At 65.9% G+C, this 23,375-nt stretch carries 20 protein-coding genes; 12 read left to right on the forward strand and 8 right to left on the reverse strand.

Annotation, left to right across the window (positions count from 1 at the left end; all coding sequences use genetic code 11):
• Positions 1 to 38 precede the first annotated feature (38 nt).
• From ACJJV6_RS11300 to ACJJV6_RS11310, 3 genes are all read right to left on the reverse strand, one after another.
• Positions 39 to 1,553, reverse strand: a complete 1,515-nt coding sequence (locus tag ACJJV6_RS11300) for an amino acid permease (RefSeq protein WP_407708964.1) — start codon at positions 1,551 to 1,553, stop codon at positions 39 to 41.
• Between the two features lie 61 nt (positions 1,554 to 1,614).
• Positions 1,615 to 2,565, reverse strand: a complete 951-nt coding sequence (locus ACJJV6_RS11305; protein WP_407708965.1) for a glutaminase — start codon at positions 2,563 to 2,565, stop codon at positions 1,615 to 1,617.
• Positions 2,562 to 4,160, reverse strand: a complete 1,599-nt coding sequence (locus ACJJV6_RS11310) for a PucR family transcriptional regulator (protein WP_407708966.1) — start codon at positions 4,158 to 4,160, stop codon at positions 2,562 to 2,564. Before ACJJV6_RS11310 ends, ACJJV6_RS11305 begins: the two co-directional genes overlap by 4 nt.
• Positions 4,161 to 4,432: 272 nt before the next feature.
• Here ACJJV6_RS11310 and ACJJV6_RS11315 point away from each other — a divergent pair, with 272 nt between their 5' ends.
• Positions 4,433 to 5,650: an NRAMP family divalent metal transporter gene (locus tag ACJJV6_RS11315; protein ID WP_009359072.1), complete on the forward strand. Its 1,218-nt coding sequence runs from the start codon at positions 4,433 to 4,435 to the stop codon at positions 5,648 to 5,650.
• Positions 5,650 to 6,432 carry a putative hydro-lyase gene (locus ACJJV6_RS11320; RefSeq protein ID WP_407710495.1) on the forward strand — a complete coding sequence of 261 codons (783 nt, stop codon included), beginning with the start codon at positions 5,650 to 5,652 and terminating at the stop codon, positions 6,430 to 6,432. The genes ACJJV6_RS11315 and ACJJV6_RS11320 overlap by 1 nt, the downstream gene beginning before the upstream one ends.
• A gap of 104 nt (positions 6,433 to 6,536) precedes the next feature.
• On the opposite strand, the gene ACJJV6_RS11325 is transcribed toward ACJJV6_RS11320, so the two are convergent.
• From ACJJV6_RS11325 to ACJJV6_RS11340, 4 genes are read right to left on the reverse strand one after another with little or no spacing between them, the layout of a single operon-like run.
• Positions 6,537 to 7,205, reverse strand: coding sequence for a GntR family transcriptional regulator (locus ACJJV6_RS11325; RefSeq protein ID WP_407708967.1), 669 nt, complete (start codon positions 7,203 to 7,205; stop codon positions 6,537 to 6,539).
• A gap of 35 nt (positions 7,206 to 7,240) precedes the next feature.
• Positions 7,241 to 8,995, reverse strand: coding sequence for a biotin carboxylase N-terminal domain-containing protein (locus ACJJV6_RS11330; protein ID WP_009359075.1), 1,755 nt, complete (start codon positions 8,993 to 8,995; stop codon positions 7,241 to 7,243).
• A gap of 11 nt (positions 8,996 to 9,006) precedes the next feature.
• Entirely contained in the window at positions 9,007 to 10,728 is a 1,722-nt protein-coding gene (locus ACJJV6_RS11335; RefSeq protein ID WP_407708968.1) for a 5-oxoprolinase/urea amidolyase family protein, read from the reverse strand.
• The gene (locus ACJJV6_RS11340; RefSeq protein ID WP_407708969.1) at positions 10,725 to 11,483 is read right to left on the reverse strand and encodes a LamB/YcsF family protein; all 759 of its coding nucleotides are present in this window, start codon (positions 11,481 to 11,483) and stop codon (positions 10,725 to 10,727) included. Before ACJJV6_RS11340 ends, ACJJV6_RS11335 begins: the two co-directional genes overlap by 4 nt.
• 91 nt (positions 11,484 to 11,574) lie before the next feature.
• Between ACJJV6_RS11340 and ACJJV6_RS11345 the strand changes: the two genes are divergently transcribed.
• Positions 11,575 to 11,700, forward strand: coding sequence for a hypothetical protein (locus ACJJV6_RS11345; RefSeq protein ID WP_407708970.1), 126 nt, complete (start codon positions 11,575 to 11,577; stop codon positions 11,698 to 11,700).
• 89 nt (positions 11,701 to 11,789) lie between these two features.
• Here the strand turns inward: ACJJV6_RS11345 and ACJJV6_RS11350 are convergent, their stop codons facing one another.
• Positions 11,790 to 12,842, reverse strand: a complete 1,053-nt coding sequence (locus tag ACJJV6_RS11350; RefSeq protein WP_407710496.1) for a LacI family DNA-binding transcriptional regulator — start codon at positions 12,840 to 12,842, stop codon at positions 11,790 to 11,792.
• 199 nt (positions 12,843 to 13,041) lie between these two features.
• On the opposite strand from ACJJV6_RS11350, the gene ACJJV6_RS11355 reads away from it, so the two are divergent.
• Genes ACJJV6_RS11355 through manD form a run of 9 tightly spaced genes read left to right on the forward strand, consistent with a single transcriptional unit; the run spans position 13,042 to position 23,351 of the window.
• Positions 13,042 to 14,400 (forward strand): ABC transporter substrate-binding protein, encoded by a 1,359-nt coding sequence (locus ACJJV6_RS11355; protein ID WP_407708971.1) that lies wholly within the window; start codon positions 13,042 to 13,044, stop codon positions 14,398 to 14,400.
• A 6-nt stretch (positions 14,401 to 14,406) separates the two neighbouring features.
• Entirely contained in the window at positions 14,407 to 15,420 is a 1,014-nt protein-coding gene (locus ACJJV6_RS11360) for a carbohydrate ABC transporter permease (RefSeq protein WP_009359079.1), read from the forward strand.
• Positions 15,417 to 16,340, forward strand: coding sequence for a carbohydrate ABC transporter permease (locus ACJJV6_RS11365; RefSeq protein WP_133348622.1), 924 nt, complete (start codon positions 15,417 to 15,419; stop codon positions 16,338 to 16,340). The genes ACJJV6_RS11360 and ACJJV6_RS11365 overlap by 4 nt, the downstream gene beginning before the upstream one ends.
• Positions 16,341 to 16,342: 2 nt before the next feature.
• Positions 16,343 to 17,191, forward strand: coding sequence for a sugar phosphate isomerase/epimerase family protein (locus ACJJV6_RS11370; protein WP_407708972.1), 849 nt, complete (start codon positions 16,343 to 16,345; stop codon positions 17,189 to 17,191).
• Positions 17,188 to 18,351, forward strand: coding sequence for a Gfo/Idh/MocA family protein (locus ACJJV6_RS11375; protein WP_407708973.1), 1,164 nt, complete (start codon positions 17,188 to 17,190; stop codon positions 18,349 to 18,351). The genes ACJJV6_RS11370 and ACJJV6_RS11375 overlap by 4 nt, the downstream gene beginning before the upstream one ends.
• 4 nt (positions 18,352 to 18,355) lie before the next feature.
• Positions 18,356 to 19,261: a sugar phosphate isomerase/epimerase gene (locus ACJJV6_RS11380; RefSeq protein ID WP_009359082.1), complete on the forward strand. Its 906-nt coding sequence runs from the start codon at positions 18,356 to 18,358 to the stop codon at positions 19,259 to 19,261.
• A gap of 3 nt (positions 19,262 to 19,264) precedes the next feature.
• The gene (gene uxaC, locus ACJJV6_RS11385) at positions 19,265 to 20,668 is read left to right on the forward strand and encodes a glucuronate isomerase (RefSeq protein WP_407708974.1); all 1,404 of its coding nucleotides are present in this window, start codon (positions 19,265 to 19,267) and stop codon (positions 20,666 to 20,668) included.
• Positions 20,665 to 22,083: a mannitol dehydrogenase family protein gene (locus ACJJV6_RS11390; protein WP_407708975.1), complete on the forward strand. Its 1,419-nt coding sequence runs from the start codon at positions 20,665 to 20,667 to the stop codon at positions 22,081 to 22,083. Before uxaC ends, ACJJV6_RS11390 begins: the two co-directional genes overlap by 4 nt.
• A gap of 38 nt (positions 22,084 to 22,121) precedes the next feature.
• Positions 22,122 to 23,351, forward strand: coding sequence for a D-mannonate dehydratase ManD (gene manD / locus ACJJV6_RS11395; protein WP_407708976.1), 1,230 nt, complete (start codon positions 22,122 to 22,124; stop codon positions 23,349 to 23,351).
• Positions 23,352 to 23,375 lie beyond the last annotated feature (24 nt).

Raw genomic sequence — 23,375 nt, forward strand, 5'->3', positions numbered from 1 at the left:
TGGCGGTGGATTTGCGGCTGCGGCCCGTGTGGCGTGGGCTACCGGATGGGGGTCCGGTTGGCGATGACGGGAGATACTCCGGTGTGGCCGTCGCGGGTTGCGGCGATTTCGTGGATGCGGGTGCGGCAGGCGTACCAGCCGATGACCATGAGGATGGATGCGATGGCGGTGACGAGCATGGTGAGGGGGGATTCGATGAAGACCATGGCCAGGACGCCGGCGAGGAAGAGCAGGGAGAGGTAGCCGGTGTAGGGGGCGCCGAACATGCGGAAGGAGGGGCGTTGCAGCCAGCCTTTGTCTGCCCAGCGTTTGAGCTGGATTTGGCACAGGACGATGGTGGCCCAGGTCATGATGATGCCGACGGAGGCGACGTTGAGGACGATTTCGAAGGCTTGGGCGGGGACGAGGTAGTTCAGGGGGACGCCGAGGAGGGAGACGGCGGCGGTGATGGCGATGCCGCCGTAGGGGACGCCTGCTTTGTTCATGCGGGAGGCGAATTGGGGGGCGGAGCCGTTGACGGACATGGAGCGCAGGATCCGGCCGGTGGAGTAGAGGCCGGCGTTGAGGGAGGACAGGGCGGCGGTGAGGACGACGAGGTTCATGATGACGTCCACGCCTTGGATGCCGATGGAGCCGAAGAAGGTGACGAAGGGGCTGACGCCTTTTTCGTAGGAGGTGTACGGGAGGAGCAGGGCCAGGAGGATGACGGAGCCGACGTAGAACACGGCGATGCGGAAGACGACGGAGTTGATGGCCTTGGGCATGATTTTTTCGGGGTTTTCGGTTTCGCCGGCGGCGGTGCCGACGAGTTCGATGGAGGCGTAGGCGAACAGGACGCCTTGCATGAGGATGATCATGGGCAGCAGGCCGTTGGGGAAGATGCCGCCGTTGTCGGTGATGAGGCTGATGCCGACCTGCTGGCCGTCGACGGGGGTGCCGAAGATGACGAAGTAGGTGCCGACGATGAGGAAGATGACCAGGGCTGCGACTTTGATCAGGGCGAACCAGAATTCCATTTCGCCGAAGACTTTGACGGAGACGAGGTTCAGGGCGAGGACGACGACGAGGGCGATCAAAGCCCAGGCCCATTGCGGGACGGCTGCCATCCAGGGGATGTAGTTGCCGAAGAAGTTCATGTAGAGGGCCGCGGCGGTGATGTCCACGATGGTGGTGGTGGCCCAGTTGATCCAGTAGAACCAGCCCGAGACGAAGGCCGCTTTCTCGCCGAAGAATTCGCGGGCGTAGGAGACGAAGGAGCCAGAAGAGGGCCGGTGCAGGACCAGTTCGCCCAGGGCGCGCAGGATCAGGAACGCGAAGAACCCGCACACGGCGTAGGCGATGACCAGGGACGGGCCGGCCGCGTTGAGCCGGCCGCCGGCGCCCAGGAACAGGCCGGTCCCGATCGCACCGCCGATCGCGATCATCTGGATCTGCCGCGGCTTCAAATTCTTGTGGTAACCCTTATCCTCCGCGTGCAGGGCCTGCTCCGATGCATGGGCGTGCCCGCCGTCGGCCTGGGAAATGCCAACCTCGTCATTGGGGTTTTTGGGCATGGTCGATCCTTTCGATCCGGGAAAGATCTGTCTGGGTGGGGGGATTAAGGTGGGAGCGGGCCTAGAAGACGGACCAGCCGGTGAGGTCGGACAGTTCGGCGAGGGCGGCAGTGCCGGCCAGCGAGTTGCCTTTGGCGTCCAGGCGCGGGCTCCAGACGCAGATGGTGCATTTGCCTGGAACGATCACCAGGATTCCGCCTCCCACCCCGCTTTTGCCCGGAAGGCCCACGCGGTAGGCGAACTCGCCGGCGGCGTCGTACATCCCGCAGGTCAGCATGATGGAACCGATCCGCTTGGCTTCGCTGGGGGACAGGACCGGTCCCCGGGCGCCCTGGCCGTCCCGGGCCAGGAAAAGCCCGGCCGTGGCGAGTTCAACGCACGACATCATGATCGAACACTGGCGGACATAGCTTTGCACCACCGCTTCGGCGGGCCGCCGGAGATTACCGAAGTCCTTCAGGAAATGGGCCAGTGCCAGGTTGCGGCTGCTGCGGGCCAGCTCGCTGGCGGCCGCGGCCTCGTCGATGAAGGGCCCGGGCAAGGTGTCCTCGGCCCCGCGCCCCGCCTGTTCGGTGACGAACCGCAGAAGCTGCGTGGCGGCGTCGGGCGCTTCCTCCATCAGGTGGTCCGTGACCACCAGGGCGCCGGCGTTGATGAACGGGTTGCGTGGAATGCCGTGTTCCACCTCCAGCTGCACCAGCGAATTGAAGGACGTTCCGGACGGTTCGCGCAGCACCCGCTGCCAGAGCGCACCGGCCTTGCCGCCCTGCAGTGCCATGGCCAGCGTGAAGACCTTGGAAATGCTCTGGATGGAAAACGGGACGTGTGCGTCCCCGGAGCTGAAGACTTCCCCGGAGGTGGTGGCCACCGCGATCCCGAACCTGTCGAACGGGATCTCCGCGAGGAACGGAATGTTTCCGGGGACGGATCCCGCTTCCCGGCGGGGACGGTGCTTGCCGACGATGTCGTCGAGGAGGCCACCCAAAGGTGGTGCCTGGAGTGTTGCGGTCATTTCCTGCCTGGCAGATCGTGGTGGTTGGCCGCCCACTCCTGGATGTGGAGCAGGGCGACAAGGGAATCGCGGGGGTTGCCGAAGTCCAGGCGGGTGACCCGCGCGGCCTTGCTGACCCGGTAGTAGACGGTGTTCTTGTGGAGGTTCATGCGCTTGGCGCACTCGGCGACGTCGAAAGACGCGTCGAAATACGCACGCAGGGTCCCGGCGAGCTCGGCATCCTGCTGGAGCAGCGCCGCCAGGCTGCGGTGACGGAAGGGGGACGACGTGAAATTGCGGACCGCCTCGCGGAAGAGGATCTCCTCCTCGAAGTCGTCCACCGTGGCAACGGCACCCGCGTCCGCACTCCCCACGCAGGCCAGCAGGGCTTCGGTGACGCGGGTGGCCGTATGGATGGACAACAGATCCGGGACCACGGGACCGACGGCGGCAAAGGGGGTAAGGCCGAGGTGCTTGCGCGCATCCCGGACAATGGCCTCGGCCAGGGTGCACAGCCCCGGCTCGGAGGCGGTGGACTGCAGCCCGGGGATGATGATGGCGGTATCGCCATTGAACTGCCCGACGACGGCGGAGGCCTTGTACGCGGCGGCGTGGATGGATGCGAGGTTGGCCAGTTCGCCGTGCTTGAGTGCCGCGTCGTCGGCCTGGGAGTCCGCGGCGGACATGCCGAGCAGGACCAGGGCGGCCGGCCGGTCCGCCGGGATCTTCTCGCTGTGGGCGCTGGCCGCGGCTTCAGCCGGACCGGACAGGAGCCGCACGATGCGGTCCTCCCGCATGTGCACGGACTGCTGGTTGCGGTAGCGGATCAGCTCGGCGGAAACCCGCGCGGCGGATCCTGTCAGGATGTTGTCGACGTCCGGGCCAAAGCCTTCGCCGGTTTCCTGGAGCCAGATGTAGCCCATGATCCGGTCGCCGGCGAACAGGGTGATGGCCACCCGTTCACGCAGCCCGTCCTGCGGCCTGGCCGGGACGCGCACCGGCAGCCGGGTGCGGTGGAGTTCACGGTAGGCGCCCAGGTCCTTGAGCAGCAGTTCGTATTTCCGCGGACCGCGCCGGGCCAGGATGGAGGCTTTCCGCAGTTCGTCGATGTCGTTGGTGACCGTGGAGTAGGCGAGGACCTTGTTGGCGGCGTCCTCGATGACCACGTGGCTGGAGGTCAGCCGGGCCGTGGTCTGGGCGATGGCAAACAGGTCCTCCTCGAGGAGGGTCAGCACCTCGCTCTGGTAGCTGCGCGGCTGGATCCTGTCCTTCGCAATGGACAGCAGGCGGTCCCAGTCGGCTCCGGGGTCCACCAGGAGCAGCCCTGCCCCGGCAGTGTGCAGGAGTTCCTCCGCCTCGGCAACGTCTTTCCGGTTGCCCTTGATCGCCACAACCGGCGGGGGACTCTGCAGGAGCCGGCGCAGGGCAGGCAGGGCAGAACGGCCGCGCACGCCGATCAGCAGGACAAATGCCCCTGTTGCATCCGCCGTCCCGTCATCGGCGTCCAGGATGAGGAGCCGCTCGATGGCCGACCGTTCAGGGGCGGGCCGGAGGATGAGGCTGGCGGAACCCAGGGGGAGATCCGAGAGGATGTCGTCCACCGTAACCGCGGCCATGGGTTTCCTTTTGCGTTGATTCCGCCGGACGGCTCTGTCCGGTCACCTCATCGTATCCAGCGCAGCGGGCCCCAATTATGGAATGTGAACCAAGCCTGCAGTCCCCTTTTTGGATTCCGGCCCATGGAAGGGGCAGCGCCGAAAGTCCCCGTCTCGGCGTGCTGTTTCGAAAAAGTTGTTCAACAATACCTTGCCAAGATTGTTCAACAACCTGTATCGTCACTGGGGACGATAATTGTGACTCCAGTCACCTTAGGCAATGGATGGAAACCATGGCAGAACCCGGCATCAAACTGAACCTGAGCACTTCCGCCCGGCGCACCGCGCTCCTTGGCGCCATGTTCCTCATGGCTACCAGCGCCATTGGACCGGGCTTCATCACCCAGACCACGGTGTTCACAGCCCAGATCGGGGCCGCATTCGCCTTCGCGATCCTGGCCTCGATCCTGATCGACATCGCAGTCCAAATGAACGTCTGGCGGGTCATCGGCGTCACCGGGCTCCGGGCGCAGGAGCTTGGCAACAAGGTCCTTCCCGGCGTCGGCTGGTTCCTCTCCGGCCTGGTGTTCCTTGGCGGCGTTGTCTTCAACATCGGCAACATCGCCGGTACCGGCCTCGGCGCCAACGCCATGATGGGTGTGGACCCCAAGATCGGCGGTGCGGTCTCGGCCGCCGTCGCCATCCTGATCTTCATCAGCAAGAAGGCCGGCATGGCGCTGGACCGGATCGTGGTGCTGCTGGGTGCCGTCATGATCCTGCTGATGATCTACGTGGCCATCGTTGCCGCCCCGCCGCTGGGAGAGGCCCTGAAGAACACGTTCCTCCCCGAAACCGTGGACTTCCTCATCATCACCACCCTGGTGGGCGGCACCGTGGGCGGCTACATCACCTACGCCGGTGCCCACCGCATGCTCGACTCCGGCGCCACCGGCATCCGGCACGTCAAGGAGATCACCCGCAGCTCCGTCCTGGGTATCCTGGTGACCGGTCTGATGCGCGTGCTGCTCTTCCTGGCCATCCTCGGCGTCGTTGCCGGCGGGACGGTCCTCAGCAGCAACAACATGGCGGCCGAGGCCTTCGGCGCGGCCGCCGGTGAAATCGGCATGCGGATGTTTGGCGTGGTTCTTTGGGCCGCTGCCATCACCTCGGTCATCGGCGCAGCCTTCACCTCTGTCTCCTTCATCACCTCCTCCCGCACTCCCGAGCGCAAGCGGAACCTCATCACCGTTGCGTTCATCGCCGGCTGCGCCATCGTGTACATCTTCCTCGGCCAGGCGCCCCAGCAGCTGCTGATTTTTGCCGGCGCCTTCAACGGCCTGATCCTGCCGGTGGGCTTTGCGGTCCTGCTCTGGGTGGCATGGCGCCGCCGCGACCTGATGCACGGCTACGCCTACCCGAAGTGGCTGCTGCTGGTTGGTGCCGCAGCCTGGATCCTCACCGTGTTCCTCGGCTGGAATTCGGTCATGGGCCTGGCAAAGCTGTGGGCATGATGGACCGCTCCAGCATCACCCCCGCCGCGGCGCGCGAAGCGTTCCGCGGCGGGCTGGTGGAACCGACGTCCGGCTGGTCCCGGGGGTACGCGCAGGCGAATGTGCTTGCCATCCCCCGGGAGCACGCCTTCGATTTCCTGCTGTTCGCCCAGCGCAATCCCAAGCCGTGCCCCATCCTGGGCATCCTCGAACCGGGCGAAACCAGCGGTCCGCTGCTGGCCGGCGGTGACATTCGAACCGATGTGCCGAAGTACACGGTGTACCGCGACGGAGAGAAAGTGGACGAGCCCACGGACATCACCAGCCACTGGCGTGATGACCTGGTGACGTTCCTGATCGGCTGTTCCTTCACGTTCGAGGCCGCCCTGCAGGACGGCGGCATCGGCATAGCCCACATCGAGCAGGGCGTGAATGTGCCGATGTACCGCACCAACCGCCAGTGCGCCCCCGCCGGCACGATGGCCGGTCCCATGGTGGTCTCGATGCGTCCCGTCCCGGCCTCGCAGGTGGCCGACGCGGTCCGCATCACCTCGCGCTACCCGGCCGTGCATGGCGCGCCAGTCCACGTGGGCAATCCGCACGAACTGGGCATCGGCGATCTTGCCCGGCCGGATTTCGGCGACGCCGTGACCATTCCGGATGGCCATATTCCGGTGTTCTGGGCGTGTGGCGTCACGCCGCAGGCCGCCGTGATGCAGTCCCGGCCCCCGCTGGCCATCGGCCACGCGCCCGGCCACATGCTCATCACCGACGCGCGGGACAGCGACTACCTGGTTCCCTGAACCTGGCGCCTTTGAAGCGGAGAGGGCCTGCACCGGTTGGTGCAGGCCCTCTCCGCTTAACAGTTGCCGGTCAGTGCCCCGTGCCGGTCAGTGCCCTGTGGCGATCAGTGTCCCGTGCTGGCCAGGTGGCCCAGCAGCTCGGCTTCGGCGGCATCGAGGTAGGCGCGCAGCCCGGCCGCCGCCTCCTCCCGCTCACCTGCGCGGAGCCGTTTCACAAGCTCCACGTTGCGCTCCACGTAGTGGCTGTGGAAGTCGGGGGCGGAGGCCATGGCATGGAAGACCAGCCGCATTTCGGCGAGCACTCGGTCCATCAGCTCCTGCAGCGTGGCGCTGCCTGTCAGGCCCACCACCGCGCGGTGCAGGGCCTGGTTGGCATCCGCCATGTCCGTGACGGAGCCGGCGTTCCGGGCAGCCTGGGCGCGCTGGACAATGGCTTCCATCTCGTCCAGCGTTTGCGGAGTGAGCTCACCCCAGAGCACGGCGGCAGGTTCGATGGTCCGGCGGATGCGGTAGATCTCGCGCACCTCCTCCTCGCCCGGCGACGCCACGAAGACGCCCCGGTTGGGGATGTGCGTGACGATCGACTCGCCGGCAAGGATGGTGAACGCCTGCCGCAGGGTATTGCGGGAAACGCCCAGCGAGGCGGACAGTGATTGTTCGGACAGCTTTGACCCGGGGGTCAGTTCGCCGGCCGCGATGCGGTTCCGCAGCACGGAAGCGATCCATGCCGTCGTGTGTGCGTGTTCTGCTGCGCCGTGTGTCCCGGTATCCATGTCCGCGCCCCCAATCTCCAAGTCAACATCCGATGTTAGCCGACCGTGCCCAGCACTTCGCCGCGCACGACGACGGCCCCCGGCTCCTGCGCACCGCGGCGGAAGGTGCCGGCACCGGACGCGGCCACCACGGTTTCCATCTTCATCGCTTCCACGACGGCGAGGGGCTGGTCGGCGGCCACCTCGGCGCCGTCCTCGGCCAGCCATTTGACCAGGTTGCCGCCCATCGGCGCGGTGACCCGGCCGTCGTCGGCGGCGTCTCCGCTGTGGGTGCCGGCACCGGCAGAACCTGCACCGGCCGAAACACCGCCACCGCCGTTCATCAGGGCCGCATAAACCTGTGCCGGGAGTCCCAGCTGGACGGCCTTCCCGTCGATTTCCACGGTGAGGGTTTCGCGCCGCGCCACGGGCCCGGCAATTCCGCTCTTTAGCGAGGCCGCGAGCCGGCCGGAGAACTCGGACTCAATCCACGTGGTGTAGACGCCCAGTCGGTCCGTCGCCGTGAAGTCCGGGTCTCGCACCACGGCCCGGTGGAACGGGACCACCGTGGGCACGCCTTCGATCCGCAGTTCGTCCAGCGCGGCACGCGCGCGGCGCAGCGCCTGCGCGCGGTCCTCGCCGCGGACGATCAGCTTGGCCATCAGGGAGTCGTATTCGGCCGGGATGACGGAGCCGGAACGGACCCCGGAGTCCACGCGGATGCCGGGGCCGGTGGGTGCCTCAAAGACGTCCACGGGGCCGGGGGAGGGCAGGAAGCCGCGGCCGGCGTCTTCGGCGTTCAGCCGGAACTCGATGGCGTGGCCGGTGGGCTGGGGGTCCTCGGTGATGGAGAGCGGCAGGCCTGCGGCGATCCGGAACTGTTCGCGCACCAGGTCGATGCCGGAGGTTTCCTCGGTGACCGGGTGCTCCACCTGCAGCCGGGTGTTGACTTCGAGGAAGGAGATGACGCCGTCGGGTGCCACCAGGTACTCCACGGTGCCCGCCCCGGTGTAACCGGCTTCCCGGCAGATGGCGCGGGCGGACTCGTGGATGCGGCTGCGCTGCTCCGGCGTGAGGAACGGCGCCGGTGCTTCCTCCACGAGCTTCTGGTTGCGGCGCTGGAGGGAGCAGTCACGGGTGCCCACCACCACCACGTTTCCGTGCGTATCGGCGATGACCTGGGCCTCGACGTGGCGGGGCCGGTCCAGGAAGCGTTCTACGAAGCATTCGCCACGGCCGAAGGCTACGGTTGCCTCACGCACCGCGGAGTCGAAGGCGTCGTCGATGTCCTCCATCCGGTAGGCGATCTTCAGCCCGCGGCCGCCGCCGCCGAAGGCCGCCTTGATGGCCACTGGAACGCCGTACTGCGCGGCGAACGCCCGCACCTCGTCGGCGTTTGCGGCGGGTCCGTCCGACCCGGGGACCAGCGGGGCGCCGGCGCGGACGGCGATTTCCCGGGCGGTGACCTTGTTGCCCAGGCTGCGGATGGCTTCCGGTGACGGGCCCACCCACGTGAGTCCGGCGTCGAGCACCGCCTGCGCAAAGTCGGCGTTCTCGGACAGGAAGCCGTAGCCGGGATGCACGGCGTCGGCACCGGCGCGGGCTGCCACGGCCAGGAGCTTCCCGATGTTCAGGTAGGTTTCCGCGCTGGCGGACCCCTCCAAGGCGTAGGCCTCGTCGCTGAGGCGCACGTGCAGGGCGTCGGCATCGGGATCCGAGTAGACGGCGACGGACGCCAGGCCTGCATCGGCGCAGGCGCGGACGATCCGGACGGCGATTTCGCCACGGTTGGCGATCAGGACTTTTTTCATGGCTGCTTCTTTCACAGGCTGTTCGTGGCAGGCGTGGGGGCGGTGGGTTCCGGCTGCTGCAGGGCGCCGGGCCGGAGCGGCTCCATGGTCCCTGGGTCCACGGCCTGGAACCGGACGGTGGTTCCGGGCGGGAGCTGCGCCGCCACCGGCAGGTCTTCGGGAACGACGACGGCGATCACGGGGTAACCGCCGGTCACTGGGTGGTCGGCGAGGAAGAGGACGGGAAGGCCCGACGGCGGCACCTGCAGTGAGCCGGCAACCACTCCTTCGCTGGGCAGTTCCTCAGTCCGCGAGCGTTCCAGCGGTGTCCCGCCGGCTGAAGTATCCAGCCGCACGCCGATCCGGTTGGACTCGGCAGTGACCGCCCAGTCCTGCCCGGTCAACGCGGCGAGGGATTGCGGTGTGAACCAGTCGTCGCGGGGACCGGGGGTCACCCGAAGCACCACCGGGGCGCCGTCGGTCCCGCCCTGGCTGAGGGCCGGATGCAGGGTTGGCGGTTCCGGCTGGCCCACCACACGGCCGCGGTCTGCCGCGCCTACGGGCAGCACCGTTCCGGCGTCCAGCGGAGACGGTCCAATCCCGGACATCAGGTCCGTGGACCGGCTGCCCAGCACCGGGGGAACGTCGATGCCGCCCCGGACGGCAAGGTAAGTGCGCAGGCCGGCCTCCGGCGTGCCAAGGTGGAGGCTCTCGCCGTCGTGCAGCGGGAAGGGGGCGTACAGCGGGGCCGGGCGGCTGGCGCTGCCTGACCGGATCTCCGCGTCCGCGGGAGCGCCGGTGAGCGCGGCGGTCAGTTCGCCGCGGGCGCGGACGGACAGTCCGCCCAGGACGGTTTCAAGTACGGCATCACCCGGTGGGTTTCCCACCAGGCGGTTCGCCTGGCGGGCACCGGCGGCGTCGGCAGCGCCCGCGGGGGAGACGCCCAGGTCTCCGAAGCCGGGACGGCCAAGGTCCTGGATGAGGGACTGCGGGCCGGGGGTGATGATCTCCAGGGCGGGAACCCCGGCAGCCTGGACCCCGGCAGGGGTGTCCGGCTGTGCGGCGGGTCCACCCTGTCCGGCGGATTCACGCTGTCCGGCGGGTTCCGCGACCGTCACGACTTCCACGACTTCCCGCACTGCGACATACCGGACGGTGCTGCCGGGCCGGAGCAAGGCAGGCTGTTCGCGGTCCAGGTCCCACATCCGCGCAGCGGTGCGTCCGATCAGCTGCCAGCCGCCGGGGGAGCGCCGCGGGTACACGGCGGAGAAATTGCCGGCCAGGGCCACGGAACCTGCGGGAACGGCGGTGCGCGGTGAGCTGCGCCGTGGAACATTCAGTGCGTCATGCTCGCCTACCAGGTAGGCGAAGCCGGGGGCGAACCCGCCGAACGCGGCCGTCCACAGCTGCCCGGTGTGCGCGGCGATTACGCCGTCGGCACCCAGCCCGGTCAGCCGGCCCACTTCGGCGAGGTCGTCGCCGTCGTACACCACCTCGATCCGGACCGGTTCGGCGCTGCCGGCGTTCACCGCGGCCGCGTCCCTGTCCAGCGTGGCGACGGCGGCACGGGCCGCCTGCGCCGAGGCGCGGGAATCGAAGACCGCAAGGACGGTCCGTGCGGCGGCCAGAACATCCACCTGCCCCGGCAAGGGCGTCTCCTGCAGCCGGGCGTGGACGGCCAGGACCGTTTCCAGGGAGTCGAGTTCGAGAAGGAGGGCGCGGGGCCCGGCCCAGCGGATGCGGGGGGAGCTCACACGAAGCTCCGGATTTCCACGCCGGCGGCTTCCAGTTCACGACGCACCGCCGCGGCCATGGAAACGGCGCCGGCGGTGTCGCCGTGCAGGCAGATGCTCTCCGCTTCCGCCTTGATGGCGGACCCGTCGCGGGCAATGATGGTTCCCTCGGTGGCCAGCCGGACCATATTGGCGGCCACGGCGTCCTCGTCGTGGAGGACAGCCCCGGCTTCGCGCCGGGAGACCAGGGTTCCGTCAGGGTTGTAGGCGCGGTCCGCGAAGGCTTCGGCCACGCCCCGGAGGCCGGCGGCCTCGGCGCGGGCCAGGGCTACGGAGCCGGGGAGCAGGAGCAGCGGCAGGTCGCCGCCGAAGGCCTTGACCGCGTCCACGACGGCCTGGGCATGCGTTTCGTGCGTGACGATGGTGTTGTAGAGGGCACCGTGCGGCTTGACGTACTGGATGCGGCCGCCCGCGGCCGTGGCCAGCGCGCTGAGGGCACCCATCTGGTAGAGGACGTCATCCGCGAGTTCCGTGGCGGAGCAGTCCAGGAAGCGCCGGCCGAAGCCGGCGAGGTCGCGGTAGCCCACGTGCGCGCCGATGACGACGCCGGCCGCAACGGCGTCGCGGCAGGTACGGGCGATTGTGGACGGGTCTCCGGCATGGAAGCCACAGGCGACGTTGGCGCTGGACACCGAGCGGAAGATTGCTGCGTCATCGCCCATGGTCCAGTTGCCGAAGGATTCCCCGACGTCGCTGTTGAGGTCAATGAAGGCCATAGTGATTCTCGTCTCGTTGAAGTGGTCTCTCTAGGATGCACGAGAATCTAAGATTGTTCAACAATCCTGGGGTATTTTTTACCGCGCCCGAGTGCTGCGGAACATGCTCTTCAAGAGCCGTGGCGATAACAGCTTCCAGTACAACGACTGGCTGTACGGCCGCAACCAGCCCGGCGTCCCGGCTGAAACGGGCGCGGGAGTCCCCACCGGGGCCTAAGGGACCTCTGCGCTGAGGAAGGGCGGACAACGGCGGGTGCTTCCCGCCGTCGCCCGCCCTTCCTGTGTTCGGGCCGGAACCTCACGGGCTCAATCAGGTGCAGGCCCGGTGGATTGGCGGATTGTGAGATGAGTGGGCATAACAGCAAGCTTCCGGTTTGCTCCGCCGGGCACCGGATTGAGCTGGGACAGCAACATGGCCACTGCAACGCGTCCAGCCTGCTCGATGGGACTTGAAATTGTTGTTAGAGGGGGGTTGCAGAAGTCCGCCCCGAAAATGTCGTCTGATCCGACAATGCTCATGTCTTCCGGTACGCGAATGCCCCGCGCCTGGAGTCGCTGCAACATTCCAATAGCCAGCAGGTCATTGAAGACAACGCACGCTGTTGCCCCTGTTCTCAGCGCTGCATCTGCTGCTGCCGCCCCTGACGTTGTCTTGGGGATGAAAGGACCAATGCGGTGGGTCTCCATGCCGCGCCTCCTGGAGTCCTCCTCAAAGACTTTCCAGCGCATTTCGTTCGACCACGATGTGGGCGGACCTCCCACGTAGCAAACTCTGTTATGGCCCAGTGAAGCCAAGTGGTCCAAGGCCTGGATGATGGCGGACGGGGTGTCGATTACTACTGACGGTGCATCAGCGGATGCCCGGTTGATGGTCACCAAGGGCTGGGACCCGGCCACCTCCGCAAGTTGCGCATCGGTGAGGCGTGAGGCTGCAAGGACGAAGCCGTCGGCCGAGCGCCGCATCTTGTGGAGTGCATCCAATTCCATCTCACTGGACTCTTCTGTATCCACCAGCAGTTGGGTAAGGCCGGCGGCTTTGAGCTGGTGCTGTGTTCCTCTGATGATGTCGAAGTAGAAGGGATTGGTGATATCCGGCACCAGGACCGCAACCGTGCCCGTCCGGCCCGAACTGAGGCCCTTTGCTTGTGAACTGGGAACATAGTTCAACTGGGCGGCAGCTTCCTGGATGCGTTGCCGGGTGTGCTGGTTCACCCGGTCAGGCTTGGAGAGGGCCCGTGACACGGTGGACGTTGCCACCCCCGCGAGTTCTGCAACGTCTTTGATTGTTGGCATCCGGTCCGCAGGCGCGGGACCTTTGCGGGCTTCTTCATGTGCCGGGCCAGTAGCAGGAGTGATCATGGGGCGTTCCTTTCGCGCTGACGCGTCGGATCCCGTTACCACTGCGGAAAACGCCAACAGAAATATTTCATCAGTTTTGGCAACTTATGGCAATCGCTTGCCGCAACATTGCTGCGCTCCTAAGCTGGTCGATGAATCGCCTGCAGTGACGTGCGCCACTTGTCCTTGTGGCCGTGTGGGCGTCCCAGAGGAGAGAACAATGAGGTTTAGATCGTCTACAGGGGTCGCAGCAATCGTTACGGCGGCAGCCTTGGCACTGACTGGCTGCGCCGCTGGTTCAGAATCATCCGGCACTTCAACGAACGCGGACGGGAAGGTGGACGGCACCGGCAAGACCCTGAATGTCCTGGTCGGGGTCCTTCCCCAGTACCCGGAACAGCAGAAACAGTGGCAGAGCGAGATCGCCGAGAAGTTCAAGGCTGAGACCGGGGCTGAAGTGAAGTTTGAGACCTTCGCCTCGGCGAATGATGAACTCACCCGCATCCAGACATCAGTGGTGTCCGGCCAGGGCCCGGACGTGTACGGCCTCGGGACGACGTTCACACCTACCGCTTATGCCACAAATGCGTTCGTCAAGCTGTCAGATGAAGACTGGGACAAGGTGGGTGGCAAGGACCGTTTCAATCAGGCCACCCTCGGCATTTCAGGCCCTGATGAGGAGAACCAGGTAGGCATCCCCTTCGTGAGCCGCCCCTTCGTGATGGCCTACAACAAGGACCTGCTGGCTGCGGCCGGCATCGAAAAGCCCGCCACCAGCTGGGACGAACTCGCCGAGCAGGCAAAGAAGATGACCAAGGACGGCACCTACGGGATCGCCACCGGATACAAGGACAACTTCGACCCCTGGAAGTTCATCTGGGCCATGTCGGTGCAGGCCGGAAACCCGCTGGTGGACGGCGACACATTCAAAATGGATGATCCCGCCGTCAAGAAGGCCTACGAGACGTACTTCGGCTGGCTGACGGAGGACAAGGTTGTGGACCCCGCATCAGTCGGGTGGAGCAACAGCAACGCTGTGGCCGCTTTTGCCAGCGGAAAGGCCGGTTACCTGATGATGACCACGTCCAGCTCGATCCCGACTCTCGAGAAATCGGAAGTCGCCGGAAAGTACGAGTATGCCCTGATGCCCACCGTCGCCCCGGGGGAGACGGAGTCCAAGTCCGAGGATGACGCCGCGAGTATCCTCTCCGGCGACAACCTGGTGGTGGCTGACTACTCCAAGCAGAAGGATCTCGCCTTCGCCTACATCAAGCTGGTCACCTCCAAGGAAGAGCAACTGAACTACCAGAAGATCTTCGGTGACCTCCCGGCCAACGCCGAGGCTCTTGCCAGCCTTAGCGACCCTAAGCTCAAGCCTCTCGCCGAGGCAGCCGAGAAGTCACAGGCAACGCCTTTCACCGGCGCATGGGGTGACATGCAGCTCGGCCTCCTCAACGTTACTGTCCAGTCGATTCCCGACCTTGCCGCCGGCAAGGTGGACAGCTCCGCCCTCGAAGCAAGGATCAAGGAGGCCCAGGAGAAGGGCCAGGCATCCCTGGACCGGGCCTCCAAGGGATAAGTTCTGATGTCAACCGACGCCTCCAACGAAATCCGGCTTGCGGCGGAGTCCGCCGCAAGCCGGGCGGCAGAGACTGCCGCTGATGTCCCCGGCCAGGAGCCGGGCAACCAGAGCAGCCCGCGCCGCAAAGGCCTGAGCGAACGGGACCGGCCGCTGTGGATGCTTATCCCGGGCGGGTTCCTGATGATCATCATCATCGTGGTACCGCTCGTCCTGGGCATCTACATGTCCGCCCTCGACCTGGACCAGTACACCCTGCGGAAGTGGATCAGTTCCCCGTTCATCGGCGTGGAGAACTTTGTCGAAGCCGTGACTGCTTCGCCGCTGCTGAACGCAGTCTGGCTCAGCGTGAGCTACTCGCTGATAGCAATGGTCGTGACACTGCCGCTGGGCATAGCCGCTGCAGTTGCAACCCAGAACGCGTTCAAGGGCCGTGCAGTCATCCGCTCGGTTTTCCTGATTCCGTACGTCCTGCCCTCCTTCGTTGTGGCAACAGTCTGGCGGACGATGTTCCAGCCCGAGGGAATTATCGACAGGGCGTTGGGCACTTTCGGAATCGACGCGGGACTGTGGCTGAACGGTCCCCAATCGTTCTGGACCCTGGTACTCGTCCAGATCTGGGCGTCCTGGCCATTCATCTACCTGCTGGCGCTCTCCGGGCTGCAGGCCGTGGACCACGAAGTGCACGAGGCCTCAGCCCTTGACGGGGCGCTCTGGTGGAACAAGCTCCGGTATGTCGTGTTTCCCTACCTAAAGGGCCCGCTGGCGCTGGCGTTCCTGATCGGAATGCTGCACCACATCAACAACTTCACGCTTCCCTTCGTGCTCTTCGGTGTACCGGCGCCCGCTGATGTGGAGGTTCTCCCCATCCTTACCTACGTCACGAGTTTCCAGAGCTTCCGCTTCGGCCTGAGCGCGGCCATGGCTTTCATCTCCCTGGTCCTCATTGCCATTCCGCTGTTCATTTACCTCCGCGCCGTTAAGCTCGACGACGCCGAATCACCAGGAGCCAAGAAGTGAGCACCTCGACCGCCAGCCGGCATTCGGCAGTACACCACGACATCCCCCGACCGGGTTCGAAACGACAGCACGAAGTGCTGCGACTCCTGCCGGCGCCCCTGCTGATCATCATCCTGGTATTCCTGGGCGCAGTGGTCCTGATTCCTGTGCTGTACATCTTCCTTGCGTCAGTGAACTCCGATATCGGCGTGGCCAACGGGGAGTTCTGGCCTTCATCGGTCACTTTTGAGAACTACGCCAAAATCTGGACCAGCGTGGGCCTCGCCACCGGCCTCACCAACAGCGTGCTGGTAGCGGGGGCCACGGCGGTAGTCTCTGCCGCCTTGTCCGTCTCCACCGCGTTTGTCCTGGTCCGTTACAGCTTCCGTGGCAGGCTGACCATCCTCCGGGGCCTGTTGGCGCTGCAGTCCGTCCCCGGAACGCTCATGGTGCTGCCGGTCTTCGTGCTGTTTTCCTCGGCCGCAACCTATCTTGGCATCCAGGTCATCGGAACGCAGTGGGGTCTTTTTGTCACCTACCTGACCTTCGCGATGCCGTTCTCCACCTGGGTGATGGTCACCTACCTCCGCGGGCTTCCCAAGGAACTGGAAGAAGCCGCACGGATCGACGGCGCATCCAACCTGGGAGTTCTTTTCCGGATCATCCTGCCCCTCAGCTGGCCCGGCATCGTTGTTTCCGGCATCTTCGCTTTCCTGCTCGGATGGAACGACGTGCTGTTCGCATCGGTCATGACCCGGCCGGAGAGCCAGACAGCTGCCGTGGCACTCCAAATTTTCGGGGCGTCGCAGGAGGGCGGTGCCATCCCGTCCTACGGCCAGATGATGGCCGCAGCCCTGGTGTGTGCCGCGCCAGTGGTCATTCTTTACCTGATTTTCCAGCGCTACCTAGTAGGCGGGCTGACCGCCGGAGGAGTTAAATAACCATGGTTTCCAGCACTCAGGTCACCTGGCAGCTGTCAGGCTTCGGAGACGAAATCGACGACGACCCCGCAGTCCAGATTGCGGTGTTGCAGGCCCTCGGCGCCAACCACATCGAAGTCCGCAGCGCGTGGGGCACCAACATCGTGGACCTGAGCGATAAACAGCTCCAGTCCCTTGCGACGCTGCTGGCGGAGAAAGGCATGAAGGTCTCGGCTATCGCTTCCCCCATCGGCAAGGTGGACGTCACCCTCCCGGTGCAGCACGAAGTGGAGCGGCTGCGGCGGGCAGTGAATGCCGCCACGGTCCTGGGCGCCAAATACATCCGCATCTTCTCCTTCTACTACGGCGGTTCGGTGCAGGTGGAAAGCATCCGAGACGCCGTGATGGAGCGGATGCGGGCACTGGCCGATGTAGCGGAGGAAGCCGGCGTCGTACTACTGCACGAGAACGAAAAGGACATCTTCGGCGACGTCCCCGACAGGGTCCTTGACATCATCCAAACCGTCAATTCGCCGGCCCTGAAGGTGGCCTGGGATGCCGCGAACTTCGTCCAGGTGGGGGTCAAGCCCTTCGACGAGGGGTATGCGAAACTGCGCCCGCACCTTGAGTACCTGCAGGTCAAGGATGCTTTGTTCGAGAACGGGCATGTGGTTCCGGCCGGGGAAGGGGACGGGGATGTGCTCCGCACCGTAGAGGCACTCAAAGACGACGGGTACGAGGGCTTCGCCTCCCTGGAGCCGCATCTTGCCGGCGCCCACGGGCTCGGCGGATTCTCGGGTCCCACAGCCTTCGGTATCGCAGCACGCGCGTTTGCAAAAGTCACCGCAGAAGCAGGAGTCCAGACGGCATGAGCACCCTGAACGTAGCCATCACCGGATGCGGAGTCATCGGGCGGACCCACGCCGTAGCCCTCAGGGAGTTCCCGGAGGTGCGCATTGCCGCCCTCGTTGACGCCATCCCGGCGGCAGCAGAATCCCTCGCAGACTTCATTGAAAAGAACGGCGGCGAGCGGCCGCCACAATACCCCACGCTGGCGGAGGCATTCGCCGCCGAAGACATCGACCTCGTGGCCCTGGCAACCCCCAGCGGCCTCCACATCCAGCAGGGCCTGGAGGTCCTGGCTGCCGGCAAGCACGTGGTGATCGAAAAGCCCCTTGACGTTGACCTTACCCGGGCCCAGGAAATAGAAGCCGCGGCCAAGGAGGCCGCGGCTAAAGGGATTGTCGCTTCAGTCATCAGCCAGCACCGGTTCGACCAGTCAAGCGTCGCGGTCGCCGACGCCGTCACCAAAGGACGCTTCGGCCGGCTCACGTCCGCCATCGCCTCCGTTGCCTGGTGGCGCAGCCAGGGCTATTACGATTCCGGCGACTGGCGCGGCACGTGGTCCATGGACGGCGGAGGTGCGCTGATGAACCAGGGCGTCCACACCGTGGACCTGCTCCTGTGGTTCATGGGACGCCCCGTGGAGATCCACGCACACACCGCCCGGCTTGCCCACGAACGGATCGAGGTGGAAGACACAGCGGTGGCCACCGTCACCTTTGAAAACGGCGGACTGGCAGTCCTGCACGCCACCACGGCGGCCTACCCGGGCCTGACAGTCCGCGTCCAGCTGATGGGATCCGAAGGATCCGCCGTGGTGGACAACGACCGGCTGGAGTACTTCCACAGCAAAGACGCCGGCGGCGAATCGGCGGACATGGGCCTCCAAGGTGGTGGCAACCAGGCGGAACAGGAACGGGCCAGATATCCGGAGGAAGACTACAAAGCGGCGGACCCCACCGTCTACCCCGCCGGGCATGTCCGGCAGTACCGCGATATCCTGTCCGCCATTGCCGACGGAAGGCAGGCCGGCGTCACCGTTAGTGACGCCGTCAATGCCCTCGCGGCGGTGCGCTCAGTCTACGTTTCAGCAACCCTCGGCCAGCCCGTCCTCTTCGACGACGTCCTGGCCGGCAAGTACAACGACCTTGAAGTCCGCACCGGCAGCTCCGCGGCAGAAAGCGCCTAAAGCCATGAAGTTTTCCGTGTTTACCGCATCCACCCCGCAATGGACCCCCGAAGAAGCAGTGCAGCACCTGGCCGACCAGGGCTGGGACGGCATTGAGTGGCGCATCACGGACCAGGCAGACGCCGCAGAGCCAGGCTTCTGGGCCGGCAACAAAGCCACCGTCCCGCTTACCGGAATGGAAGACCAGCTGGAAAGGATCGCCGCACTCACCTCCGGTGCCGGGCTGGAATTCTCCGGCATAGGGGGGTACGCACGCTGTGACAACCACGCGGACGTAGACCGTATGCTGGCCGCTACCGCCACGCTGGGCGCCGAAAGAGTCCGGGTGACCACACCTGCGCTGGGAACCGCGGCATGGGGCGGCGAACCGGCCAGTGGCACGCCCTACCCCGAGCTCTTTGATGGAGCCCGCCGCGATTTCGAATGGATCGCCCAACGGGCAGCGCACCATGGCGTCAAGGCTCTCGTGGAACTGCACCACCGGACCATCACCGCCTCGGCGTCGTCAGCACTCCGGCTGCTGGACGGCCTGGATCCGCGGCACGTGGGAGTCATCCACGACCTGGGCAACCTGCTCATCGAAGGCCAGGAGGACTACCTCCCGGCCTTCGAGCTCCTGGGCGACTATCTGGCCCACGTGCACGTGAAGAACGCGGTATGGGTCAACAGCGGTGAAACCGACGAGTCCGGCGCAGCTGTCTACCGGAACGAGTGGGCTCCCCTGCGTTCGGGCCAAGGCAGCGTGTTGCAGTACTTCAAGGCGCTCGCCGCCCATGGCTATGACGGGTGGGTGACCGTAGAGGACTTTTCCACCGAACGGCCGTTGGCCGAGCGGACGGCGGACAACCTTGACTACCTCCGTTCCGTAGCGGAACTGGCAGGGCTTTCCGTCCCGGCAGGGAGGCGCTGAACCATGGGCCAATTCATAGCGGACCATCCGGATCGGCTGCTGCCGGCCGATCCCGGTGTCCGGGACATCGCTCGGTCACTGTACAAAGAGGTGGAGGGGCTGCCGATCATCTCCCCCCACGGTCACGTGGACGCGGCCGTCATCGAACAGAACAGCCCATTCCCGGACCCCGCCGCCCTCTTGGTCACTCCGGATCACTACGTCACCCGGCTGATCCATGCCGGCGGGGTGCCGATGGACCAGTTGGGCCTCGGCAGCCAACCGGCCGGCTCCCGGCAGGTTTGGCGGCACTTCTGCGAAGCCTGGCCAGCCTTTGAGGGGACCGCGTCAGGGTACTGGATCCGGCAGGAGTTCGCCCACGTGTTCGGGTTGCAGGAGGAGCCGACCGCGGACAACGCGGACCGTCTATACGACGCCCTGCAGGCCAAGCTTTCCGAGCCCGGTTTCCGCCCGCGTGAGCTGTTCAAGGAGTTCAACATCGAGGTGCTGGCTACCACGGATGACCCGCTGGACTCCCTGGACAGCCATGCAGCCCTGCAGGCGGACCCTGCCTTTGCGGGCCGGGTGCTGCCCACCTTCCGGCCGGACCAGTACCTGAACATGGCGCACCCGGCGTGGCAGGACAACGTGGAGCGTCTCATCAGCGCCGCGGGGGAGGGCGCCACCGGTTACGCCGGGTATATCAAGGCGCTGGAGGCGCGGCGGTGGCACTTCGTGGAGCGCGGGGCGGTGTCCGCTGACCATGGCGTGTTCACGCCTGCCACGCTGAAGCTGGACGACGGCGAGGCGGAGCGGCTTTTCGAGCTCGGCCGCTCCGGCAAGGCAGGGCCCCGGGAACGGGATGCCTTCGAGGCGCACATGCTGTACCAGATGGCCAGGATGTCGGTAGAGGACGGCCTGGTGATGACCATCCATCCAGGCTCGTTCCGCAACCACCACAGGCCCACGTTTGAGGCCTTCGGGGCCGATACCGGGCATGACATTCCGGTTGCGGTCAATTACACGGAGGCCATCCGGCCGCTGCTGCAGGACTTCGGGACGGCCAAGGACTTCCACCTGGTGCTGTTCACCCTGGACGAGACGGTGTTCTCCCGGGAGTTGGCGCCGCTGGCCGGGTTCTACCCGGCGGTGTTCCTGGGGGCACCATGGTGGTTCCTGGATGCGCCCGACGCAATGCTGCGCTTCCGGTCGGCGGTAACGGAGACGGCGGGTTTCTCGCGCTCCTCGGGCTTCATCGACGACACCCGGGCGTTCTGCTCCATTCCTGCCCGGCATGATACGTCCCGGCGGATCGAGGCATCATTCCTGGCACGCCTGGTGGCCGAGCACCGGATCAGCGAAGAACGGGCCCAGGAACTGATCATGGACATCGTGGATGCTTCTCCCCGGCGGGTGTTCAAGCTGTGAGTGCCGCGCCGCCTGTATTGAATCGCAGCCTAAAGCCGCTGCCTAAGGCGCCGGTGCGGATCGTGCACCTTGGGTTGGGTGCGTTCCACCGCTCGCACCAGGCCTGGTATACCCAGCATGCATCGGACGCGGCGGAGTGGGGGATCGCAGCGTTCACCGGTCGCCGCCCTGATGCGGCGACGGCGCTTTCCACGCAGGACTGCCTCTATACCCTGGTTGAACGGTCAGCAGGTGGTGACAGCTTCGAAGTCATCGGCAGCATCGTCGAAGCCGTGGACGGCGCCAATGTGGACAGGCTTTGCGAGCTGATTGCGGCCAGTGAGACGGCAGTCGTCATGTTGACCATCACCGAGGCGGCCTACGGGCTGGCAGCGGATGGGACGTTCGACGCCGACTCGCCGGCTGCCGCGGATGATCTCCGTGCGCTGTCGGCAATCGCAGCCGGGGGGACAGGGGTGCCTGGGTCGCCGTTGGGACGATTGGTGCTGGCCCTTGCGGGCCGGAGGGACAGCGGCGGGGGACCACTCGCCGTCGTCAGCTGCGACAACCTATCGGCCAATGGCGACGTTGCCCGCCGCGCCGTCCTGGGCCTGGCGGCCGCCTTGGGCACGGGCCTCGGGGAGTGGATCGGGACGAACGTCAGCTTCGTCAGCACCTCCGTGGACAGGATCACCCCACGAACCACGGCTGAGGATATTGAAGAAGTGGCAGAGCAATGCGGCTACAGCGACAGCTCGCCGGTGGTGGCCGAACCCTTCCGGAACTGGGTCCTCAGCGGCGATTTTCCTGCCGGACGCCCGCGCTGGGAGGAGGCTGGCGCCGTCGTCGTTGACGATATAGAGCCCTATGAAAACCGCAAACTGTGGCTCCTTAACGGTTCGCACTCGCTCCTGGCGTACGCCGGGCAGCTCCGCGGTCACAGCACAGTTGCCCAGGCCTTGGCCGACCCGGTGTGCCGCAAAGCCGTGGAGGATTTCTGGGACGAGGCGGCAAACCATTTGAACGCTGATGGCCTGGCCATCCCGCAGTACCGGCAGGCCCTGCTGGAGCGGTTCGGCAACGCCCGTATCGCCCATCGGCTGGCCCAGATCGCGGCAGATGCCACCACCAAGCTGCGGATGCGCGCCGTGCCCGTCCTGATGGCCGAACGGGCTGCCGGCTGCACCGGCGCCGGGAGCGCCCTCATGCTTGCCGCCTGGATCGATTATGTCGCCACCTCCCAGGACTTCCAGGATCCGCTGGCTTCCGAAATCCAGGCGGCCAACACGCTGGAGGGCGGCGAAAGGGTCCGGGCCCTGCTCCGCCTGGTCAGCGCCAGCATCGGCAATGATGCCGCGATAGTTGATCTGGTGCAGGGGCTCTGCGGATCCCTTACAGCCAACAAGGCGGCTGCTGCCGTTCCCACACGTCCCTAGACCCCCGCTTTCACTTCCGGAAGGAACAGTTGATTTCCATGAAAATCGTTGCCGCCGATGTCTTCGTGACCAGTCCGTCCCGTAACTTCGTTACCCTGCGGATCACCACCGAGGATGGTGTGACCGGTATTGGTGACGCCACCCTGAACGGTCGGGAGCTCGCCGTCGCCGCGTACCTGAAGGAGCATGTTGCGCAGCTGCTGATCGGCAAGGACCCGCACCGGATCGAGGACACGTGGCAGTTCCTGTACCGGTCCTCGTACTGGCGCCGCGGCCCGGTGACCATGGCGGCCATCGCGGCGGTGGACATGGCATTGTGGGACATCAAGGGCAAACTGGCCGGGATGCCCGTCTACCAGCTGCTGGGCGGTGCGTCGCGCACCGGGCTGCGCGCCTATGGGCATGCCTCGGGCGCGGATATCCCGTCGCTGTTCGATTCGGTGCGGGAGCACCTGGAACTGGGCTACAAGTCGATCCGGATCCAGACCGCCGTGCCGGGCATCAAGGCCGTCTACGGTGTCGCCGCCCAGGCGCAGGCCTCGGGGGAGCGGTACGACTATGAACCGGCCGGCCGGGGCGCGTTCCCGGTGGAGGAGGACTGGGACACCCGCGCCTACCTGCGGCACCTGCCCACCGTGTTTGAAGCGGTCCGGAACGAGTTTGGCCCCGAGATCCCGCTGCTGCACGACGGGCACCACCGGATGACCCCGATCCAGGCCGCAAAGCTCGGCAAGGCACTGGAACCCTACGACCTGTTCTGGCTCGAGGACTGCACCCCGGCCGAGAACCAGGAGGGCCTGCGCCTGGTCCGCCAGCACACCACCACCCCGCTGGCCATCGGCGAGATCTTCAACACCGTGTGGGACTACCAGACCCTGATCAAGGAACAGCTGATCGACTACGTCCGGGCCGCGTCCACCCACTTCGGCGGGATCTCCCCGTTGAAGAAGGTCATGGACTTCGCCGCGCAGTACCAGATCAAGTCCGGCTGCCACGGCCCCACCGATATTTCCCCGGTCGGGTTCGCCGCGCAGCTGCACGTGGGCCTGGCCATCCACAACTACGGCATCCAGGAATACATGCAGCACTCCGACAAGACCAACGAGGTCTTCCACCAGTCCATGACCTTCAAGGACGGCTACCTGCACCCCGGCGACAACCCCGGCATCGGCGTCGAATTCAACGAGGAAGCCGCGGCTGCGTTCCCGTACCAGCAGGCCTACCTGCCCTACAACCGCCTGGTCGACGGAACGGTGCATGACTGGTGAGTACGATCGACCCTGCAACAACCG

The organism is Arthrobacter nitrophenolicus (assembly GCF_045833485.1).
In the GTDB taxonomy this organism is placed as follows: Bacteria; Actinomycetota; Actinomycetes; order Actinomycetales; family Micrococcaceae; genus Arthrobacter; species Arthrobacter nitrophenolicus.

Bases quoted from the DNA above. Each gene is read 5' to 3' on its own strand.
- ACJJV6_RS11340 (WP_407708969.1), bottom strand. From the start codon at position 11,483: ATGGCCTTCATTGACCTCAACAGCGACGTCGGGGAATCCTTCGGCAAC.
- ACJJV6_RS11300 (WP_407708964.1), bottom strand. From the start codon at position 1,553: ATGCCCAAAAACCCCAATGACGAGGTTGGCATTTCCCAGGCCGACGGC.
- ACJJV6_RS11310 (WP_407708966.1), bottom strand. From the start codon at position 4,160: ATGGCCGCGGTTACGGTGGACGACATCCTCTCGGATCTCCCCCTGGGT.
- ACJJV6_RS11325 (WP_407708967.1), bottom strand. From the start codon at position 7,205: ATGGATACCGGGACACACGGCGCAGCAGAACACGCACACACGACGGCA.
- ACJJV6_RS11330 (WP_009359075.1), bottom strand. From the start codon at position 8,995: ATGAAAAAAGTCCTGATCGCCAACCGTGGCGAAATCGCCGTCCGGATC.
- ACJJV6_RS11380 (WP_009359082.1), top strand. From the start codon at position 18,356: ATGAAGTTTTCCGTGTTTACCGCATCCACCCCGCAATGGACCCCCGAA.
- ACJJV6_RS11375 (WP_407708973.1), top strand. From the start codon at position 17,188: ATGAGCACCCTGAACGTAGCCATCACCGGATGCGGAGTCATCGGGCGG.
- ACJJV6_RS11350 (WP_407710496.1), bottom strand. From the start codon at position 12,842: ATGATCACTCCTGCTACTGGCCCGGCACATGAAGAAGCCCGCAAAGGT.
- ACJJV6_RS11305 (WP_407708965.1), bottom strand. From the start codon at position 2,565: ATGACCGCAACACTCCAGGCACCACCTTTGGGTGGCCTCCTCGACGAC.
- ACJJV6_RS11315 (WP_009359072.1), top strand. From the start codon at position 4,433: ATGGCAGAACCCGGCATCAAACTGAACCTGAGCACTTCCGCCCGGCGC.
- ACJJV6_RS11355 (WP_407708971.1), top strand. From the start codon at position 13,042: ATGAGGTTTAGATCGTCTACAGGGGTCGCAGCAATCGTTACGGCGGCA.
- ACJJV6_RS11320 (WP_407710495.1), top strand. From the start codon at position 5,650: ATGGACCGCTCCAGCATCACCCCCGCCGCGGCGCGCGAAGCGTTCCGC.
- manD (WP_407708976.1), top strand. From the start codon at position 22,122: ATGAAAATCGTTGCCGCCGATGTCTTCGTGACCAGTCCGTCCCGTAAC.
- ACJJV6_RS11370 (WP_407708972.1), top strand. From the start codon at position 16,343: ATGGTTTCCAGCACTCAGGTCACCTGGCAGCTGTCAGGCTTCGGAGAC.
- ACJJV6_RS11360 (WP_009359079.1), top strand. From the start codon at position 14,407: ATGTCAACCGACGCCTCCAACGAAATCCGGCTTGCGGCGGAGTCCGCC.
- uxaC (WP_407708974.1), top strand. From the start codon at position 19,265: ATGGGCCAATTCATAGCGGACCATCCGGATCGGCTGCTGCCGGCCGAT.